21 protein-coding genes are annotated in these 18,726 nt (G+C 37.8%); 7 read left to right on the top strand and 14 right to left on the bottom strand.

The features are described from left to right. Window positions 1–43 precede the first annotated feature (43 nt). Window positions 44–1,051 (top strand): DNA polymerase III subunit delta, encoded by a 1,008-nt coding sequence (holA, locus tag ACFOSX_RS09810; protein ID WP_386099990.1) that lies wholly within the window; start codon window positions 44–46, stop codon window positions 1,049–1,051. Here the strand turns inward: holA and ACFOSX_RS09815 are convergent. Genes ACFOSX_RS09815 through rlmD form a run of 4 tightly spaced genes read right to left on the bottom strand, consistent with a single transcriptional unit; the run spans window position 1,048 to window position 4,191 of the window. Beyond that, complete coding sequence (locus ACFOSX_RS09815) at window positions 1,048–1,812, bottom strand: DUF6048 family protein (protein WP_386099993.1); 765 nt, start codon at window positions 1,810–1,812, stop codon at window positions 1,048–1,050. The genes holA and ACFOSX_RS09815 overlap by 4 nt on opposite strands. Next, entirely contained in the window at window positions 1,787–2,347 is a 561-nt protein-coding gene (locus tag ACFOSX_RS09820) for a DUF6452 family protein (protein ID WP_386099996.1), read from the bottom strand. Before ACFOSX_RS09820 ends, ACFOSX_RS09815 begins: the two co-directional genes overlap by 26 nt. Before the next feature lie 29 nt (window positions 2,348–2,376). Beyond that, on the bottom strand, window positions 2,377–2,739 hold the full coding sequence (locus ACFOSX_RS09825; RefSeq protein ID WP_386099999.1) for a four helix bundle protein: 363 nt from the start codon (window positions 2,737–2,739) through the stop codon (window positions 2,377–2,379). A gap of 42 nt (window positions 2,740–2,781) precedes the next feature. After that, window positions 2,782–4,191, bottom strand: a complete 1,410-nt coding sequence (gene rlmD, locus ACFOSX_RS09830) for a 23S rRNA (uracil(1939)-C(5))-methyltransferase RlmD (protein WP_386100002.1) — start codon at window positions 4,189–4,191, stop codon at window positions 2,782–2,784. Between the two features lie 179 nt (window positions 4,192–4,370). Here rlmD and rocD point away from each other — a divergent pair, with 179 nt between their 5' ends. Next, the gene (gene rocD, locus ACFOSX_RS09835; RefSeq protein ID WP_386100005.1) at window positions 4,371–5,651 is read left to right on the top strand and encodes an ornithine--oxo-acid transaminase; all 1,281 of its coding nucleotides are present in this window, start codon (window positions 4,371–4,373) and stop codon (window positions 5,649–5,651) included. Here the strand turns inward: rocD and ACFOSX_RS09840 are convergent. The 4 genes from ACFOSX_RS09840 to ACFOSX_RS09855 are packed head-to-tail and all read right to left on the bottom strand — an operon-like array spanning window position 5,648 to window position 6,968. After that, the gene (locus ACFOSX_RS09840; RefSeq protein WP_386100008.1) at window positions 5,648–6,049 is read right to left on the bottom strand and encodes a DUF2752 domain-containing protein; all 402 of its coding nucleotides are present in this window, start codon (window positions 6,047–6,049) and stop codon (window positions 5,648–5,650) included. The genes rocD and ACFOSX_RS09840 overlap by 4 nt on opposite strands. Then, complete coding sequence (locus tag ACFOSX_RS09845; RefSeq protein ID WP_386100011.1) at window positions 6,042–6,320, bottom strand: CD225/dispanin family protein; 279 nt, start codon at window positions 6,318–6,320, stop codon at window positions 6,042–6,044. Before ACFOSX_RS09845 ends, ACFOSX_RS09840 begins: the two co-directional genes overlap by 8 nt. Window positions 6,321–6,331: 11 nt before the next feature. Next, entirely contained in the window at window positions 6,332–6,664 is a 333-nt protein-coding gene (locus ACFOSX_RS09850; protein WP_386100014.1) for a CCC motif membrane protein, read from the bottom strand. 10 nt (window positions 6,665–6,674) lie between these two features. Continuing rightward, window positions 6,675–6,968 carry a DUF2752 domain-containing protein gene (locus ACFOSX_RS09855; RefSeq protein ID WP_386100017.1) on the bottom strand — a complete coding sequence of 98 codons (294 nt, stop codon included), beginning with the start codon at window positions 6,966–6,968 and terminating at the stop codon, window positions 6,675–6,677. 39 nt (window positions 6,969–7,007) lie between these two features. Here ACFOSX_RS09855 and ACFOSX_RS09860 point away from each other — a divergent pair, with 39 nt between their 5' ends. Continuing rightward, a complete protein-coding gene (locus tag ACFOSX_RS09860) occupies window positions 7,008–7,253 on the top strand; it encodes a hypothetical protein (RefSeq protein ID WP_386100020.1) in 246 nt (81 codons plus the stop codon). After that, window positions 7,240–7,797: a Smr/MutS family protein gene (locus tag ACFOSX_RS09865; protein WP_386100023.1), complete on the top strand. Its 558-nt coding sequence runs from the start codon at window positions 7,240–7,242 to the stop codon at window positions 7,795–7,797. The genes ACFOSX_RS09860 and ACFOSX_RS09865 overlap by 14 nt, the downstream gene beginning before the upstream one ends. Here ACFOSX_RS09865 and ACFOSX_RS09870 read toward each other — a convergent pair whose 3' ends face one another. Further along, window positions 7,798–8,688, bottom strand: a complete 891-nt coding sequence (locus ACFOSX_RS09870; RefSeq protein ID WP_386100026.1) for a hypothetical protein — start codon at window positions 8,686–8,688, stop codon at window positions 7,798–7,800. Between the two features lie 88 nt (window positions 8,689–8,776). Between ACFOSX_RS09870 and ACFOSX_RS09875 the strand changes: the two genes are divergently transcribed. Next, on the top strand, window positions 8,777–9,922 hold the full coding sequence (locus ACFOSX_RS09875; RefSeq protein ID WP_386100028.1) for a cysteine desulfurase family protein: 1,146 nt from the start codon (window positions 8,777–8,779) through the stop codon (window positions 9,920–9,922). Here the strand turns inward: ACFOSX_RS09875 and ACFOSX_RS09880 are convergent. After that, a complete protein-coding gene (locus tag ACFOSX_RS09880; protein ID WP_386100030.1) occupies window positions 9,912–11,663 on the bottom strand; it encodes a T9SS type A sorting domain-containing protein in 1,752 nt (583 codons plus the stop codon). The two genes, ACFOSX_RS09875 and ACFOSX_RS09880, sit on opposite strands and share 11 nt — an antisense overlap. Before the next feature lie 139 nt (window positions 11,664–11,802). On the opposite strand from ACFOSX_RS09880, the gene ACFOSX_RS09885 reads away from it, so the two are divergent. Next, window positions 11,803–12,615, top strand: coding sequence for a hypothetical protein (locus ACFOSX_RS09885; protein WP_386100033.1), 813 nt, complete (start codon window positions 11,803–11,805; stop codon window positions 12,613–12,615). Window positions 12,616–12,637: 22 nt separating this feature from the next. Here the strand turns inward: ACFOSX_RS09885 and ACFOSX_RS09890 are convergent, their stop codons facing one another. The 4 genes from ACFOSX_RS09890 to ACFOSX_RS09905 form a co-directional block, all read right to left on the bottom strand. Next, window positions 12,638–13,036 (bottom strand): hypothetical protein, encoded by a 399-nt coding sequence (locus tag ACFOSX_RS09890; protein WP_386100036.1) that lies wholly within the window; start codon window positions 13,034–13,036, stop codon window positions 12,638–12,640. A 67-nt stretch (window positions 13,037–13,103) separates the two neighbouring features. Continuing rightward, window positions 13,104–13,766, bottom strand: coding sequence for a hypothetical protein (locus ACFOSX_RS09895; protein ID WP_386100039.1), 663 nt, complete (start codon window positions 13,764–13,766; stop codon window positions 13,104–13,106). Between the two features lie 198 nt (window positions 13,767–13,964). Then, a complete protein-coding gene (locus ACFOSX_RS09900) occupies window positions 13,965–16,430 on the bottom strand; it encodes a TonB-dependent receptor (RefSeq protein WP_386100041.1) in 2,466 nt (821 codons plus the stop codon). Between the two features lie 125 nt (window positions 16,431–16,555). Then, window positions 16,556–18,244 (bottom strand): M23 family metallopeptidase, encoded by a 1,689-nt coding sequence (locus ACFOSX_RS09905; protein ID WP_386100044.1) that lies wholly within the window; start codon window positions 18,242–18,244, stop codon window positions 16,556–16,558. A gap of 179 nt (window positions 18,245–18,423) precedes the next feature. Here ACFOSX_RS09905 and ACFOSX_RS09910 point away from each other — a divergent pair, with 179 nt between their 5' ends. Beyond that, window positions 18,424–18,714 carry a hypothetical protein gene (locus tag ACFOSX_RS09910; protein WP_386100047.1) on the top strand — a complete coding sequence of 97 codons (291 nt, stop codon included), beginning with the start codon at window positions 18,424–18,426 and terminating at the stop codon, window positions 18,712–18,714. The last annotated feature ends 12 nt before the right edge of the window (window positions 18,715–18,726 follow it).

Genomic DNA, 18,726 nt, shown 5'->3' on the forward strand with positions numbered 1-18,726 from the left:
CGCAATTTTCAAACCGTATAATTCCAGTTTTCAGACACCGTAAATGCTAGAAGAGGTAAAGCGAATCGCTACCGATATTAAGAAAGGCAACATCAATCCTATTTATTTTTTGATGGGCGAGGAGCCTTATTATATCGATAAGATTTCGGATTTTATTGAAGATAATGTCTTGGACGATTCCGAAAAGGGGTTCAATCAAATGGTGCTGTATGGACGCGATGTGAGTATTGATGACATTGTGAGCAACGCCAAGCGTTATCCGATGATGGCAGAACGCCAAGTGATTATTGTGAAGGAAGCCCAAGATTTAAGCCGAACCATAGAGCAATTGGTGTCCTACGTAAAACAACCACAGCCGTCCACCGTGTTGGTCTTCAATTACAAATACAAGAAATTAGATAAGCGGAAAACGCTCTACAAGGAGTTGAAAAAGTCTTCTGTACTGTTAGAAAGTAAACCACTTTACGAGAACAAAGTCGCGGATTGGATTCGACGGGTTTTAGCAGGAAAGAACTACGACATATCGCCTAAAGCCTCTCAAATGCTGGTGGAATTTCTCGGGAATGATTTAAGCAAGATTGATAATGAGTTAAATAAGCTGAAAATCATTTTACCTGAAGGCACCCAGATTACACCTGAGCATATCGAAGAAAACATTGGTATCTCCAAAGACTTCAACAATTTTGAATTACGCAAAGCCATAGGAAGTCGTGATACACAAAAGGCATTTAGAATTGCCAAATACTTTGCTGACAATCCAAAAGATAATCCTATGGTGATGACCGTGGCTTTATTGTTTAGTTTCTTTTCGCAAATCCTCACCTTACACGGTTTGAGCGATAAGTCGAACCGAGGGATTGCGTCGGCGTTAAAAATAAATCCTTATTTCGCCGAAGAATACCAAACCGCGAGGCGCAATTATCCCATGCGAAAGGTGAGTGGTATTATTTCTACTTTACGTGAATTTGATGTAAAATCTAAAGGTGTTGGCGCAAATGCCGTTCCTCAAGGTGATTTGCTGAAGGAAATGTTGGTTAGGATTTTTGTTTAGTTTTCAGCTTCGGTTTCGATTTCATCTTCTGTTTTCTTCACCACCATATCCTTTTTATAAATCGGAATCAAGTATGAAAGATTATAGCCAAATCCTGCTCCGATTATACCACTATCATAGGTGCGATTAAATCCAGGAATATAAAGATTCTCATAGCCTGAAGGCTCATCATCACTAATACGTGCTTTAACCTGAAGATTTAATCCCATAAACAAATTGGGCAGAACTTCCGCCTTTATTCCGAGAAGAATTTCTCCCCAGAGTGCTGTTAATCCATCGTCTGTTTGTCCAACTCCCGACGCTTGAATATCCCAATATTCATTATTAACATCATAAACATCAAAACTATCCAAGGTCTGACTAAAGGAACTCGCTCCAATTCTAAATCCTGCATAAATCATGTTCTCCATATCCAACCAATTGGTGTAGAGGTTGTAATCCACTCCTGCTTTAAAATAGCTTCCTTTTGTAGTAGTGATTACAGCATCGGTGTCTAAGGTGCGTTCTTCTGTGCCTAATTCTCCAGCCAAATACCAACGGTTGGTGAGTCGGTAGTCGCCCATGATTTCAAATCCGGAGTAGTCATCATCAATAAACGACCTTACCAACTTGCTCATATCTGCGCCAAGCCGTATGCCGTACTTTTGTTTGTAAACGATAGAATCTGTAGCAGTTTCAGAATCGCTTGTTGCTTGTGCGTTGGTTAGCTGTGTGGTTCCTAAAAGGAACAAACCACTAATGAAATATAAAAACGTGCGCATCGGCTTCATTTTCTACGGTTATGGCATTGACGTTGCCTTCTGAAAATCCTGTGGTGTTCATCCAATTGTCTTCATCATCTACGATTTCCACTTGTAAATCGGTAAAAATAGCTTTAAAACCACAGGCTCTCGACACGAATTCTAACGTCGTGGTGTAGGTGATTTCTAAGATGTCAATATTGTTGTTGTCTGTATTGGAGTCACGTTCAAAAATATACCTTGTGGTTGTTTGCTCTCCGTCTTCCCCAATAATCAATGGCAAGGCCACGGCACTTGTGTTAGCGTTGTTAACTAATAATTTGCTAGTATCTGGATTTTGTGCATTTGGGTCATAAAGGCCTTCACCATAAACAGTAAATCCCAAAACGCTTTTAATAGTTTCTGGGTCAGCAGAATCGTAGAACTCAACGAGAAGTCTAGGTGTTGTTGGGGTACTTTCTGGACAAATATCGTCGCGTTCGCAAGCCACTAGCATAAAGGCTATGACTATCAGCAGTAGTTTTTGAAGTGGGAATTTATTTAGGTGTTTTATCATTGATTGTGGGCGTGGATTCTTTTATGCGCTTATTTGTTTAGTTGATGATTTCTGAGTGCATTTAGCATATTGGTGATTTTTTCAAGCTTTGAACATATCTTTAAATAATCACCTTCATTTATAAAATTTAATTTCTTGCAAATTATTAATTGATTTAGAACTTCCATAGCAGAACTAAAAGCAATTGTAGTAAATCTGGCCTTATCGGCATTTGTACTTCGAGATGTGCCTTCGGCAATATTTGATGAAATAGAAACTGATGCTCTTCGTAATTGACTCACTAAACCAAAACGCTCATTATCTGGAAACCGCTTCGTCAAATCGTAAATATCAACTACAAAATCAACCGATTCATTCCAAACATTTAATTTTTCGAAAGAAAACAATTTCACAGCTTACATTTTAACGGATAAACAAATCAACAAATTAACGCTTTACAGTCGTTCCAAAAGTACAACATTTTCAACATGATGAGTTTGCGGGAACATATCCACAGCTTGCGTTTTTATGATTTTGTAATCCTCTTTCATCAAGGCTAAATCCCGAGCTTGTGTGGCACTGTTACAACTCACGTAAACGATGCGTTGCGCTCCGATTTTCAATAATTGCGCAACAACGTCTTTATGCATACCATCTCGCGGTGGATCGGTTATTACCACATCGGGATGACCATTTTGCGCAATGAAATCATCGTTAAATACAGACTTCATATCGCCAACATAGAAGTCAACGTTTTCTATGCCGTTAAATTGTGCATTGGCTTTGGCGGCAGCGATGGCGTCTGGGACAGCTTCTACACCGACAACATTTTTTGCTTTTTTGGCTACAAATTGTGCAATAGTTCCTGTACCTGTATATAAATCATAGACCAATTCTTCACCTGTCAACCCTGCAAAGTCTCGCGTGATTTTATAGAGTTCATAAGCTTGGTCCGAATTGGTTTGATAGAAGGACTTCGCATTGATTTTAAACTTTAAACCTTCCATATCTTCAAAAATATGGTCGCGACCTGAAAAGCAAATCACGTCTTGGTCATAAATAGTGTCATTCCCTTTGGAATTAATAACATACATCAAGGATGTTATTTCTGGGAATGTGTTTTGAACGTGATTCAATAACAATTCACGCTTCTCTATATCTTCTTTGTAAAATTGAACCAAAACCATCAGTTCCCCAATGCTTGAGGTACGAATCATCAAGGTTCTTAAAAACCCGGACTGCTGTCGTGTATTGAAAAATTCAAGATTATTCGCAATGGCAAAATCCCTGATTTCATTTCTGATAGCATTAGATGGGTCGCGCTGTAACCAACACTTGTTGATGTTCAGGATTTTGTCCCACATGCCTGGAATGTGAAATCCAAGCGCATTTCTGTCACCTAAATCTTCACCCGATGCAATTTCTTCGGGCGTGAGCCAACGGCTGTCGCTAAAACTGAATTCCATTTTATTCCGATAGAAATACTGTTCTGCAGACCCTAGTATTGGCGTAACTTCAGGTAAATCCAGATGGCCAAGACGCTTCAAATTATTAACCACTTCATTCTCCTTGAAGGCTAATTGGTGCTCGTAGCCCATATTTTGCCATTTACAACCACCACAGGTGCCAAAATGTTCGCATTTGGGTTCTACCCGTTTATCAGATAACTTATGAAATGCAATCGCTTTCCCTTCAAAAAAAGACTTTCGTTTTTTGTAGGTTTCAACATCAACAATATCACCTGGCACGGCGTTATTCAAGAAAATAACACGACCATCGTCTGCCTTAGCAATGGATTTGCCTTTGGCACCAGCATCGATGACTTCAACATTGGTAAATACCTTTTTTTTATTCTTTCTAGACATGGCGCAAAAATAGAATAATTGGGACTAAAGATTTATGAATCATTCAAAGATTTGTTAATTTGCAATCTCTTAGGGATGATTTCTCTCCCACGCTGAATTTTCAGTCCCTTTCTTCGGGATTATGAAAGGATAAAGGTACAGTAGGAATAGACATTTTAATCACTTTAAACATTTTGAAAATGGCTATTTTAAACCAGTTAACATCGCAGGAAGCGATAGATTTAGAAAACAAATACGGAGCACATAATTACCATCCGTTGCCTGTAGTATTGAGCAAAGGCGAAGGCGTTTTTGTTTGGGACGTTGAGGGAAAAAAGTATTACGATTTTTTATCAGCATATTCTGCCGTGAACCAAGGACATTGCCATCCTAAGATTGTCAATGCTATGACTGAGCAGGCAAAAACCTTGTCATTGACCTCAAGAGCATTCTACAACGACATACTAGGGAAGTATGAAAAATATGCTTCAGAATATTTCAATTTTGATAAGCTTCTTCCCATGAATACAGGTGCAGAAGCTGTAGAGACCGCTTTAAAAATCTGCCGAAAATGGGCCTATGAAGTCAAAGGAATCGATGAAAATGACGCCGAAATTATTGTTTGTGAAAATAATTTTCATGGACGGACAACGACCATCATCTCATTTTCCAACGACCCTATAGCTCGAAAAAACTTTGGACCATATACTGAAGGCTTTATAAAAATTGAATATGATAATCTTCAGGCTTTAAACGACGCTTTAGAAAGTAACAAGAATGTTGCTGGTTTTCTTGTAGAACCCATCCAAGGTGAAGCTGGTGTTTATGTCCCAAGCGAAAACTATTTGCGAGAAGCTAAGGCGTTATGTGAAAAACATAATGTACTATTTATTGCTGACGAAGTACAAACAGGCATAGCCCGTACAGGGCGTTTATTGGCAACCTGTGGCAACTGTTCTTGTGCTGATAAAAACTGCTCAGGAACGCCAGATGTAAAACCAGATATCCTAATTCTCGGAAAAGCATTGTCTGGAGGCGCATACCCGGTTTCTGCCGTTTTGGCTAACGACCCCATAATGAATGTCATTCGCCCGGGTAATCACGGTAGTACTTTTGGTGGCAATCCAATTGCAGCGGCAGTGGCTATGGCCGCATTAGAAGTCGTTCGTGACGAAGACTTAGCGAACAAAGCCGATGAGTTAGGAGAGTTATTTCGAACTGAAATGAATAAATACATCAAAACAAGTTCTATCGTGAATTTGGTTCGTGGTCGCGGTTTGCTGAATGCCATCGTTATTAATGATGATGAGGATAGTGACACGGCGTGGAATATCTGCCTAAAATTGCGAGACAACGGTTTATTGGCTAAACCAACCCATGGTAATATTATTCGTTTTGCACCACCTTTGGTGATGACGGAAGACCAATTGCTGGATTGTGTGTCAATAATCACTAAAACCTTAAAAGAATTTGAAGATTAAGGTGCTAATTCCGTAAATGGAAACACAGGAATATTTCTGAGTATCCAAAACAAAATAACGAGTATTAAAATGCCTCTTGTAACCTTTGACTGGCGCAAGAGGTTTTCTGTTGGTTGGCCTTTTCTGCTTTTAAGAAAAATATAAAATTGATAACCGAGGACTAATCCTAAGAGCAGGAATAAGTAATTGTGTCTAAATCCCTCAAGGATATTGCCTTGGAGAATGTCATGGACAGCACGCTGACTGCCACAGCCCGGACAATATAAGTTAGTCATTGACAAAAAAGGGCACTTAGGAAAAAGCGCCGTGTCACTTGGGTCTATAAAAAAATATAGCGACAGTATTGAAATCAATACTATCGCTATACTAATATGTATTATTGTTTTAGTCTTAGGCATTTGCCATAGCGCCAAACATCGCAAGTCCAAAGAATAAAATATAAATCGTAATGCCTAAAACACCAATACCAATGGAGACTAAGCCCCAGGTTTTTGCATTTCTAGACGAGCTTTCCGCCTTAGCGTAATCACCATCTTCATAAGCACTATTGACTTGTGTAGCATAAACAATACTTACAATCCCTGTTGGTAAGCAACAAACAATTGTACTGATAATAGCTAAAGCTAAATAGCTATTGGGTCTTGGGGGTTTATTTCCTATTTGTTCCAAAGTTCAAAAAATTATTGTCCCATCATTTCTTGCATACGACGTTGCATTTCCTCTTGGTCTTGTAAGGTTTCCCAACCGAAATAAGAGATAATCCAAATCATGTAAATGACCATAAGGACACTTAATACAACTCCAATAATCCCCATGATTCTACCGGCTTGTACATTGCCGAAACCAGAATAGTTTTCAGGTGCTTCTTTAAAGATTTTGGTCGCTTTATTACCCATTACAATCGCTACGATACCAAAGACAAGTCCAGGTAAACCGTAACAACAGCAACCGATAATAGATAAGATTCCCATAACAAGAACCAGCGTTCCATTAGGTATTTGTTGTTTTTCCATTTTAGTTGATTTAAGTGATTTTGGTTATATAATTGACTACAATAATAACAATATTTAAGATAAATAGCCCTAACAAAATTTTATGACCGTTTTTAAATTGAAATTTAATATGCAATACCAATATCAACACCATGAGCATTAGCGTATATATGGCAGGGTACATAAAAAAAGCTTCGGTGAACTTACCTTGGATTACCAATGAAAATGAACGTTGAATACCACAACCCATGCACTCTACATTGAATGTTTTCTTCCACATGCAGGGCAACATGTAATCATCAAGTTGGGGAACGATTAATCTCATGGTTCAAAAATAAGAATTTATAAATAGTACCTTTGCCATATGAATTTATCTCGAATCATTTCATTGTCATGCATTTTTATAGGTGGTGCCATTGCCATTTATTCTCAGGCAGAAGAAGACCAGAGTACCGTGATATTAATGGTTGGAATTGCACTGCTGATGTTTGGTATTTATAGAGTGTCAAGACATATACCAAGCAAATCAGAATCTTTAGTAGAAGACTCTTTTGTAAAATCTGAAAAAATAGACCCTGAACCTGAAACCTTAGAAGATGAGGAGCTTTAAAGTCGGCGATAGAGTAGAAGCGCTCGATGATAATTTTGAAGGCACCGTCACTAGACTCGAAGGTGCTTTGGTAATTGTTGAAGATGAAGACGGTTTTGAGCTAGAGTTTGATGCGAAAGCTTTAGTGCTTCAGAAGAATGATTTAACAAGATTGTCACAAAATGAGCCTTCTATGGCTGAAGTTATTGCCCAGAAAGAAGCCTCCAATAAACCGGGGCAAACAATAAAAAAAAGAAAAGAACGTCACAGACCGACTTTCGTGGTAGATTTACATATTCATCAATTAACCGACTCCACAAAAGGCATGACCAATTTTGATATGCTCAATCTCCAAGTAGATACAGCGCGTTCCCAATTAGAATTTGCCATAAAAAAACGGATGCCAAAAATGGTGTTTATCCATGGCGTAGGTGAAGGTGTTTTACGCCAAGAATTGAATACTTTGTTAAGCAGGTACTCTAATGTAGCGTTCTATGATGCCGATTTTAGAACCTACGGCGCTGGTGCTACGGAGGTAAAAATTTTTCAGAATTCCGACGTTTAGTTATTCGGGGTTTTGGATTTCTTTGGTATAGGTGCCTAAAGGTATTTCTGTGGCACTGATTATTTCTAAGCCAGCATTTAAAATTTTAACGGTAATATCTCTGACACGTGTAAAGCTGTTGTTTAATAAAGGAGCACCTTCAAACGCATCTGAAACACTAACATCACGATAGCGCGGTAAAGAGTTTGGATCGTTAATATCTACAATGTCTCCATTTTGAGGGCCATCTCCATTTTCATCTTCAAAACGGGTTAAGGTACCGTCATTGTCATCATCGTTATCTAAATAGTCTGGGGTACCGTCATTGTCCGTATCTCTGGGATTAGTGAATGGATTATTGTCGCCATCTTCATTATCGTCTTCGTCTCTAGTTGGGATATTATCGTTATCATCATCCTGATCAATGTAGTCAGCAATACCATCCGCATCTGTGTCTGTTGACATGCTTGGGTCTATTGTATTAAAACCTTCATCTGTAGCCAAGATACCGTCATTATCATTATCGGCAAATACCGTCGTAAACTCAGCAGTGCCGGCACTAGCCTCGAAATCTTCTAAAACTACGGTATTGGGATCATCGATAATATTGCAAAATGAAGGTTCTTGGTTGTAGGTTCTATAATTAAATCTTTCGGTGCTACCATTAATTTGAAGTGTCTTTGAACTTGGTGAAACTGTTGGTTCAAAAATATCGTCATTACCACTCCTTGGAAATACTAAACTCAAGGATTCATCAGGGTTGTCTTTTACATTGTAAAACAAATAGCTCTCAACATTATCCTCGCATAGGCTCAAGGTTTCCTCAAAATCCAACTCAACAGTAATAATATCCCCATCATCACAAGATTGAACCAAAAACGAAAAAATTAAAACAATTAATAAATAGCGCATAAATATGGAGTTTGAAGCAAAAATAATCGATTTGTAAATTTATAACGTGCCATCACTTAAATAATTTTATTTATGATAATTTTGTGCCATGAAACAGGTCTATTTAGACAATGCCGCCACAACAGCGCTACGTCCAGAAGTCGTAGAGAAAATGACCGAGGTGCTCACCAACACTTACGGTAATGCATCATCTACGCATACCATTGGCCGTGGTGCCAAAGCGTTGATTGAACAATGCCGAAAAAATATTGCTGGCTATCTCAATGTTTCAGCTTCTGAAATTATTTTCACATCTGGTGGTACAGAAGCGGATAATTTAGCTTTGCGAAGTGCTGTTAGGGATTTGGGTGTAAAACACATTATTACTTCACGCATTGAGCATCACGCTGTGTTACATACTATTGACCAGTTAAAAGCTGAATATGATATTGCCGTTTCTTATGTCGAGGTTAAGCAAGATGGCCACATCGATTATTCCCATTTAGAAACTTTACTAAAATCATCTGAAAAGACTTTGGTCAGTCTCATGCATATCAACAATGAGATTGGGAACATCCTCGATATAAAGCGTGTTGCCGATTTATGTAAAAAGAATAATGCTTTATTTCATAGTGATACAGTACAATCCATTGGGCATTATCATTTGGATTTATCAGATGTAAAAATAGATTTTTTAGCAGCTAGTGCTCATAAATTCCATGGACCTAAGGGTGTCGGATTTTGTTTCGTAAGAAAAGAGTCTGGTTTAAAGGCTTTGATTTTTGGAGGTGAGCAGGAGCGCGGTGTGCGTGCAGGTACGGAATCCGTACATAATATTGTGGGTATGGATGAAGCTCTAAAAATGGCTTATACTAATCTTGAAAATGAGCAAAAGCTACTTAAGCAGTTAAAACAATATTTCATTGATCAATTAGAAGCCAAATTACCAGGATGCCATTTCAATGGCGCTTCAAACGATTTGGAAGCCTCAACATACACGCTCATCAATGTCTGTTTGCCGTTGCCAGCCGAAAAAGCGGCGATGTTACCTTTCCAACTTGATCTTAAAGGTATATGCGCTTCAAAAGGTAGTGCTTGCCAATCGGGGAGTTCCTTGGCGTCTCATGTATTGTCTCAAATTCAGTCGGAAAACCTTCAAAAAAGACCGTCTGTACGCTTTTCCATGAGTGTATTTAATACAAAGGACGATGTTGATTATGTTGTGGATACACTAACCGAATTGGTTAATTCCTGATAATAATCTTTTGAGTAATTATTTTACCATTGTTCATATTCAATTTAACAATGTAGACTCCAGTATTATAGCTTTGTGTAGGGATTCTATGCTCAGCTACATTAATTTTTTCGCTTTCACCTAAAATTTCCGCTCCTTTTATATCATAGATCGATATATTGTCTATCTGCTCCAAAGCTGGATTGAGTATAATTAATTCTTGGGAGTTGTTATTCTGAATTACGGCGCTATTATTTAAGTCTAAATTTTCAGTGCTGAGTGTACTCTGTGTTTTAAATACAATTTCAAATCGATCATAGTAATAACCACTAGCTAGACTCAAAGTGACCTCAGAATCTTTTAAATCGTAATATGTATTTTCTGATTTATCATGAATGAAAATAGGTTGCGAATCATCAAAATTTTGGATGTCGTCTATATTGAAGGTTACGACCTGACTTTCTTGTAAATAGAGTCCCAGTGGTATGCTCACATCTTCAGAATATTGCAATGCTTGAATCACAAGTGCATCGGTTGATGTTAACCAAAATGCGTCGGTGGTTACGCCACCTGGACTCCGTCCTTCTAAGCCGAAATCAAAATTTGGTGTAGCATCAGGATGAAAATTCATCATTAATTCTCGCGTGTATATGTCGTTAAAATTTGTGTAAATTCTAAATCGTTTTACATTCTCTGGAACCGACTCAAAGTTGTCTTCGGAGTTTGATGAGTTGGCCCTAAAAAACTCACTTTCAGAATCTGTCTGTTTGTAATAAGATCTATGGGAATTTTTAAATGTGGCAACACCTGTCGACGTTGGGCTGCCTTCTATCATAAACCCTTGTCCTATTGGAATGTATCGTCTAACTTGTTTTCCACTTGAGCTGTTGCCACCAGTGGTATTGATAGTACCGTCGGCGTTATATGTATTGTAGGTAGCGGAAACAAATGAGGGTAAACTACCATCACTGTTTATAGTAAATGTAGCGTAACCACCAACATAATCTGCAACATTATGGGAATCTGAATTCTGATCTTGCTCCCAGAAATACAAAGTTCCACTAATAGCATTAAGATTGTCTGTGTCATGTATAAAAGCGGCTGAATCTAAGGCTGAAGGGTACGGATTACCACTCAGCGTCCAGTAATATGGTGTAACGTCAACCGAAATTTCACCATTATTTGGTTTACCAATAAAATCATAAGTCTGACTACTGGAAGAATCTTCTGTACCTTTCATAGTAAATCCAATTCCAGAATTAATAGCCGTATTTTCATTTATGGTTTCCCAGTCACTATAATTATAGCCTGGCCCGACTATTTGCTTGTACGTGTAAAGCCATCTATTTGAAATCTTAAGTGGGCTAGTAGATCCATTAACATCGCTTGTAAAATTTGCCGCTGTACTTGTGGTTATGTCTGAAATATCTCCTAATTGGCTCAATGTAAAGTCGGAATTGCCAAACGCTAAACTTGATTCGCCTACAGGAGAACTCCAATAATTAAACATGAATTCATTTGCCGTTCCTGTTTGGTAGACGCTTAAGCTTCCGAGTCCATGATTACCTGTAGTACCATTTCCTTGTAGTATTTGTGCGCCATTTCTTAAATATAGTTTAGAGCTTGCCTCGTTAAGATTAATATCATCCTCAACATATAAGATATTATCGTCGACAAACACAAATGCATTATTTCTAACAGATAATTGTGCGCTAATTTCAAAACATAGAAATAGGGAAATTATAGGGTAAAAGTATTTCATAGTAGGTAGTTTGGGGATGTAAATTTAGTGATAAAAGTTAACAAAATAAGTATTTTAACAGATTTTTTTGCTTTTAGTCTGTCAATTTCATTAAATTTGTCATCCCTTATCTACTAATTTAACTTTTTAAGACTTATTTATGAGACATTTTTACTTATCACTATTTTCTTTCTTTATTTTTATTATAATCGCTGGAAAATCTAATGCTCAAGTCGGTATAGGAACCACAACTCCAGATAATTCCGCAGTATTGGATATTCATTCTGAGACACAGGGTTTGTTAACACCTAGGTTAACGACCTTACAGCGTGAATCAATTCTTAATCCTGCTACGGGTCTTCTTGTTTTTGATACGGATTTTGGTGTTTTCTTCAATTTTAATGGAACAGAATGGGTACAATTGGTCGCTACCAATGATCCCGATACCAAAAAATCCGGATGGGTTGCCATGACAGATGCCGATACCGAATACACTTTGAATTTTGTTGATTCCCCAGATCTTACCGATTATAGCAACTTTACGCATATTGAGCTAGATTTTAGTAATGATCCAAGTGATAGTACTATAGATTCATTTGCACCGACAGGGACTTCGGCATCAGACTTCTATGATGATGTTAATCATACTTTAACACCTCTAGCCGTTGGTGACGCGGTTTTGCTTAGACTTAATTTTGATGTAGTCCCAGCTAATGGTAATGGTTTTATAGCTATTGCTATTGATATAGGTGATACTAGTGAGATTATTATTTATGAAAAAACTATTCCATTACTCAGGGGATCGGGTCGTAGAAGTAAGGTAAGTGAGTCAATTCTCTTGTATCAGCTTGGTACTTTCTTGGCCAACGGCGCTAAAATTAAGTTAGCTTATTCAAGGCAGAGTCAAAATACTGGAACCACGTGTGTCGTTAATAACTTTGGTTTGGTGGTGACAAAACTTTCAGACAATTAAAAAGGTAATTAATCACTATTACCTAATTTTTGAAGACTTTACTGAACACGTAGAAGAAAAACAAGCAAAACATCCAATCATTGACACCATACACCGAATAGAACATTCCAGCCAAGGTATCTTCGGAGAACACATCGGATAATGAATTGTCAATTAACCAAAAAAACCAATTGAGACCATAGATTAGTTTCTCTAGGGCGAAAACTAGTATTAGCCATTTTACGCTTGCATAACTCTTCGATACTGCAATGTAGCCAATTCCCCAAAGGACAATCATGAGCAATCCGAAATTGGACATTACATCGGGGTCAAACTTTGCAATAGTTGTATTTGTAAATAATTTAGAAAAGACTAAAACTGAAAAATTCATCAGTCCGGCTAATAAAAAACCTAGAGAAATCTGCTTGCTGGTTAGTGTCATGTTGAGCTGGGTGATTAAGTGATTTTGAAAGGTACAACAATGAATTGCAAAAGCTTACAAGTGTATGTCACTTAGTATTGCTCATTTCATCGAGAACTTTTTCAATTGTAGATATACCATACTCAGAAAAAACAGCTATATATCGACCATCAACATTATTGATAACCACAAAACTACCACACATGTAATGATATTGGAAAAACAAACGCTCGAGTACTGCATTTTTATCTAAAATCCAATTAATACGTTTAATCTTATCATAATTGAGATCAGAACCTAATTTGTAAACAAAATAGTTTAATGCATCGAATTTTTTTTGAATCTTTTTTACCTTTCTTAGATTTCGGTTATGATTAGGGTGACTGTTAGGAGCTATATGTCCAACATTACAGATGTCCTTACCTGGGTAATATTGAAAAATAGTAAACTTATGACTTTTAGTCATTTTTGGGTATAAAAATTTCAGTGAATCAAGAACATTCAGGTTAAGACGTCCTAACGCTTTACGACGATGAAGCTTTCTGATATAACAAGTGTCATTTTCAAAGATTAAACTAAAATATCCATACCCATCTGGTTTAGAATGGTATTTTTCAGAAAAAGACTCTTTTGAAAGTCTCTTGCCATCAATATCTTCATAATAAGCAGATTTTTCAATTTGGCTGAATAAAAATGATGTTTTTAGCGCAATAATCAATATTAAAACTGATGTATATGGTACTATTTTCATAATTCAATAAACAATAAACAATAAACAATAAACAATAAACAATAAACAATAAACAATAAACAATAAACAATAGAAAATACCCTTAACTCCCAGCAAACCAAGTTCCAAAAATGCCAACGGCCAGCTCCGCCCAAATCAAAAACAAAAGCCCTAAGACTAATATGATAATGAGGTGTCTCTTTTGTTTTTTCGTTATCACTAAAACTTCGCTGACAAACGCACATTAAACACACGAGGCGTCAAGAAATTAGGAATCGCGAATTGACGTTTACTATAAACATCGCGCACCCAGGTGTTGGTTATCGTATTTTGATTATTGAACATATTATAGATTTCAAAACCAAGCGATAGTTCTTTAAACGCATTTTTCCAATTGGCATTGTAAGTCTTTTCAGGATTTACCAAAACGTAGCTCATACCTAAATCGGCACGTCGGTAATCGCGCAGTCTAATCTGAAAATCATAAGGGTCCGCATAACTCGGAGAGCCACCGGGAACTCCAGTGTTGTAGACCAAATTGAGGTACATTTTTAAATCTGGAATATTCGGCACATAATCCTGAAATAAGATACCAAATTTTAAGCGCTGGTCGGTTGGTCGGGAAATATAACCGCGGTCATCGATATTTTCTTCGGTTTTTAAATACCCGAAACTAAACCAGGATTCCGTGCCAGGAACAAACTCGCCATTCAATCTTAAATCCACACCGTAAGCATAAGCCACCGCATTGTTTCTCGCGCGATAGCGTATTCTCACGTTTTCCAACGTATACGGATTTACATCTGTTAATCCTTTATAATAGGCTTCGGAAACCAATTTGAAGGGACGGTCCCAAATTTCAAAACTGTATTCATTTCCTAAGACAACGTGAAAGGATTTCTGCGCCTTCACATTAGGTTGAACCGTGCCTGAAGAATCCCGTAATTCTCTATAAAACGGCGGTTGGCTGTAAAGTCCTCCAGCAATCCTGAATAACACATCGCTGTCCCAGTCTGGCTTAATCGCGAATTGCCCTCTTGGACTGACCGTGACTTGCGAATTACTTTCAATATTGTCACCGCTCACTGTCCATTGATGCGCTCGTACACCAACATTGTAGAAAATTTCATTGTTGCCCCAATAGCCACGCTTGCTATACTGTGCAAAAGCTTGAAGCCGGTCTATCCTCACTTGGTTAAAAGCCCTGATATCTTCAAAAGCGACTAACGGCCCAGTAAAAGGGGTGTCGGGTTGAAAATTGGGCTGATTCTCACGTGGCGGTCTAATGGAAAAACCAGCCGAATCAATCACTTCCCATTCTACCAATCGGTCGCGGATATCTTCATGGGTGTATTTTAATGACCATTCAATAGTCGCATCATCATCCGTTTTGTAATCCCCACGATGTTCAGCATTAAAAATAAGCGCATCCAAATCGTTTCTTGCGTGGGTGAGTTGCGAACCGATACCTTCGCTGAATTCTACCTCGCCCAAATCTTCGTCGCCGATATTGGTATTGACTTCACCAAGGCGATATTGAGCTAAAATGTCAAAATATTCTTGTTCCGTAGTGTGATAGGCCGAGGCAATAAATTTTAAAGTTGTCTTTTCATTAGCGAAATAATTGGCTTTAAATGCTCCAAAATAGGTTTGGTATTCGTCTTTTTCCTGGCCTTCGTAAAACACCAATAAAGCGATTGGGTCTTGAAGCGTTCCGAAATTAGTCTGTCTATTTTCAGGTTGAAAGTTGTATTGGTTTACTGAAATATTCCCCAAAAAATTCAAATGGAATTTATCTGAAAAGCGGTAGGTTAAAAAGGTTTGGACATCCGCGAATACAGGTTCTACGTTGCCTTCAGTTTCAAGATTATTGAGAATTAAACTGTTATCACGATAGCGAACACCGGCAATGCCTGAAAACTTTCCGTTTTTTGATACCGTTTCCGCAGAGAGACTACCGCCAAGCAAACTTAAATCGGCACGCATGCCAAAACTAACTGGATTTCTATACGTAATGTCTAAAACAGAAGATAATTTGTCGCCATACTTCGCCTGAAAACCACCAGCCGAGAAATCCACATTCTGGACCAAATCCGTATTCACAAAACTTAACCCTTCTTGATTTCCTGAGCGAATCAAAAACGGACGGTAGACTTCAATCTCGTTAACATAAACTAAATTTTCATCGAAATTACCACCTCTAACCGAGTATTGTGTGCTTAATTCGTTTGAGATATTGACGCCAGGGAGCGTTTTTAGAATATTCTCAACCCCAGGTTGAGCGCCTTTTATAGTTCGTAATACTTCAGGAGAAATGGTCGTAACACCTTCAACCGATTGCTTGGTGTTGGTATTGATGACCACAACGGCAATTTGCTCCACATCGGTCTTTAACACAGGATTAAATTCTAGCTCTTGCCCATTCTTCAAATTGAATTTTGCTTCAACCCGTTTATGGCCAATATGAGTAAAGATTAAAACAATGTCTGTATCGGAAGGGACTTTGATGTCGTAAAACCCATTGGTATTTGATATGGTTCCGGCATCCGTTCCAAAGCGAATGCTGACATCAGAAATTGGGTTTTGCGCTTCATCCAAAATCACACCACGAATGGTGGCAGATTGCGAAAAAGCGAAAGTGCTTAGTAATACGGTGAGTAAAGCGGTTAGGTGTTTATGTTTCAATTAGTTCTTAGTCGTTTGTCGTTAGTCTATAGCTGTTGGCTTTCCCTTGAATTTATGCTTCGAAGAATAGTTTAAATTTTTTAGTTTTCATATCTATTGTCTTCCGTCCAAAGACTCAAAACCATTTACTTTCTAAAAAACGTTGCTTCAAATGTAGAACTATTTCCCACATTATCCGTCACGATTATTTTCAGGTTGTTTTCTGTTTCTGTAACGACACCATCATTAAAATCGTGCACCAGCAGATTAGTTTTATAGTCGTATTCCATTAAAATCCATTTGCCGTTAACGGTGGCACGGAAGTTTGAAATTCCTGCCAAATCATCATCAATCTTTACTTTTAAATAACGGTATTTGCTCAGCCACTTTTTATCCTGAAAATTAACCGGTTTAATGGTCGGGGCAATGGTGTCCGTGGCCAAAGTAAACCAGCCTAAATTTTTAGTTCTGGCTGTAAGCGTGTCGCCCTTGCGGACAGTGCCGACATAACTAGGTCTTTTATAATAACCGTATAGTTTTGCAATGAACAATCGGTTTTTGTCCTCGCCACGGTATTTGCTGATGTCGTAATTCAATACGAAATTCTTAAGCAACGGCACTTTGTCTTCGTGAAGTTTTAGAGTGTCCCCGCTATACTGAAAATCGAGAAACTGGTCCTCGTAAAAGGTGTTTTGGTAAAAGGTAGCCGACGCTTTGTTGCCCTCAAAGGTGGTGGTTTCAGTTTCGGGCAAATGTGTGAGTTTTGAATAATCCGTTGAATCTGATGGAATTGAATCTTGAAGCACACCTTCAATAGGTATAGAAATTGTTCGGGTGTTGTTCTGAAAGTCTTTCATTTCAATTTTAAACACAGAAGCAGTGCTGTCTTCAACTTTTATAAATCCTTCGTCTTTCACATCCTTAAAAAGACTGAGCGGATTGTTGGATTCCACAAACAACTTCTGGATGCGTTGTTTTTTCGTTTTATAATATTCAAAATCAATAAAGCGATTAAGGTGTTTGGTCTCGTCAAAACTGAAGCGCTTAAAACTGACTTCTAGCTTTTTGTTGCCATTAAAAAAGGTTTGAATATTGTCTAGACCATTTTTATTTGGTGCCAAATCCATTTGGTCAATAGCCTCAATGCCAAAACCAATGTCGCCTATGGCTGTCACTTTTTCAATATCAAAATCGCCATTGGTTTTGGGTATCAAACGCAGTTTTACACGTTTGTTTTCACCATTAATAAAGGAATTCTTGTCTTTTGGATAGGCATAAACGCTACGCAATGTCGGTGCTTTGGTGTCTTTAATATCTATTCCGAAGAGCATAGGATTTATGGGACGCTCGGCATTGTCCCTGATTTCATAGTGCAAATGTGGCCCGCCAGAACTGCCAGTATTTCCTGAGAAAGCGACAATTTCACCCTTGGTGACTGTCATTTCATCGACGGCCGGAAACATCTCTACTTCAAAGCTTTCCTTTTCATATTGGCATTGTTTGATGTAGGCTTCAATCTTAGGACTAAATTTTTTCAAATGTGCATAAACCGTGGTGTAGCCATTGGGGTGCGTGATGTATAATGCCTTTCCATAACCGAAATGGGCAACTTTAATTCTGCTTACATAACCTTCCGCAGCTGCCAATACATTAAGACCTTCCTTACGTTGGGTTTTAATGTCTAATCCGGAGTGAAAATGATTCGACCGTAATTCAGCAAAACTTCCACCTAAAACCAGAGGAATATCCAAGGGATTCTGAAAATAGTCTTGAGGGTATGGATTTTGTCCGAAAGCAAAAAGGGGAAAGAGGATTAGGAGTAAAAGATGTTTCATTTCAATGGACAATAGATGCTAAAATATTAATTTGAACACGATATGCAAAGCATAAGTAGTCTCTATTTTTTCTAACGATTTGAAAATACATTAATTGCATTTACCAAAATTTATGAGTAAAGAATTGTGTTTTCTCAATTGGTATGTTAACTTTGTTATCATAGTATTGAATTACTGAAATGAGTAAAATTGAAGACCTTGTTGATGCTTTAGAAACCAAAATCAATACGATTTTACATCAGCAGGAAGTATTGCAACAAACCAATGCAAAACTTTCAGAGCAGTTAGAGCAAAAGCAACAAGAAGTGATTAAATATCAAGATGATATAGCTTCATGGTCTGATAAATATGATACGCTCAAAATGGCAAATTCAATGCTTGGTAGTGACGAAAATAAACGAGATACAAAGCTCAAAATAAATACACTAATCCGAGATATAGACCATTGCATAGCGCAATTGGCAGAATAGTGTAAAAACGTT

Origin of the sequence: Winogradskyella maritima, assembly GCF_042650215.1 — a bacterium.
GTDB classification, from domain to species: Bacteria; Bacteroidota; Bacteroidia; order Flavobacteriales; family Flavobacteriaceae; genus Winogradskyella; species Winogradskyella maritima.

Bases quoted from the DNA above. Each gene is read 5' to 3' on its own strand.
- ACFOSX_RS09875 (WP_386100028.1), top strand. From the start codon at position 8,777: ATGAAACAGGTCTATTTAGACAATGCCGCCACAACAGCGCTACGTCCA.
- ACFOSX_RS09855 (WP_386100017.1), bottom strand. From the start codon at position 6,968: ATGAGATTAATCGTTCCCCAACTTGATGATTACATGTTGCCCTGCATG.
- ACFOSX_RS09890 (WP_386100036.1), bottom strand. From the start codon at position 13,036: ATGACACTAACCAGCAAGCAGATTTCTCTAGGTTTTTTATTAGCCGGA.
- ACFOSX_RS09860 (WP_386100020.1), top strand. From the start codon at position 7,008: ATGAATTTATCTCGAATCATTTCATTGTCATGCATTTTTATAGGTGGT.
- rlmD (WP_386100002.1), bottom strand. From the start codon at position 4,191: ATGTCTAGAAAGAATAAAAAAAAGGTATTTACCAATGTTGAAGTCATC.
- ACFOSX_RS09840 (WP_386100008.1), bottom strand. From the start codon at position 6,049: ATGCCTAAGACTAAAACAATAATACATATTAGTATAGCGATAGTATTG.
- ACFOSX_RS09850 (WP_386100014.1), bottom strand. From the start codon at position 6,664: ATGGAAAAACAACAAATACCTAATGGAACGCTGGTTCTTGTTATGGGA.
- ACFOSX_RS09820 (WP_386099996.1), bottom strand. From the start codon at position 2,347: ATGATAAAACACCTAAATAAATTCCCACTTCAAAAACTACTGCTGATA.
- ACFOSX_RS09865 (WP_386100023.1), top strand. From the start codon at position 7,240: ATGAGGAGCTTTAAAGTCGGCGATAGAGTAGAAGCGCTCGATGATAAT.
- ACFOSX_RS09880 (WP_386100030.1), bottom strand. From the start codon at position 11,663: ATGAAATACTTTTACCCTATAATTTCCCTATTTCTATGTTTTGAAATT.
- holA (WP_386099990.1), top strand. From the start codon at position 44: ATGCTAGAAGAGGTAAAGCGAATCGCTACCGATATTAAGAAAGGCAAC.
- ACFOSX_RS09910 (WP_386100047.1), top strand. From the start codon at position 18,424: ATGAGTAAAATTGAAGACCTTGTTGATGCTTTAGAAACCAAAATCAAT.
- ACFOSX_RS09815 (WP_386099993.1), bottom strand. From the start codon at position 1,812: ATGCGCACGTTTTTATATTTCATTAGTGGTTTGTTCCTTTTAGGAACC.
- ACFOSX_RS09905 (WP_386100044.1), bottom strand. From the start codon at position 18,244: ATGAAACATCTTTTACTCCTAATCCTCTTTCCCCTTTTTGCTTTCGGA.
- rocD (WP_386100005.1), top strand. From the start codon at position 4,371: ATGGCTATTTTAAACCAGTTAACATCGCAGGAAGCGATAGATTTAGAA.
- ACFOSX_RS09885 (WP_386100033.1), top strand. From the start codon at position 11,803: ATGAGACATTTTTACTTATCACTATTTTCTTTCTTTATTTTTATTATA.
- ACFOSX_RS09895 (WP_386100039.1), bottom strand. From the start codon at position 13,766: ATGAAAATAGTACCATATACATCAGTTTTAATATTGATTATTGCGCTA.
- ACFOSX_RS09870 (WP_386100026.1), bottom strand. From the start codon at position 8,688: ATGCGCTATTTATTAATTGTTTTAATTTTTTCGTTTTTGGTTCAATCT.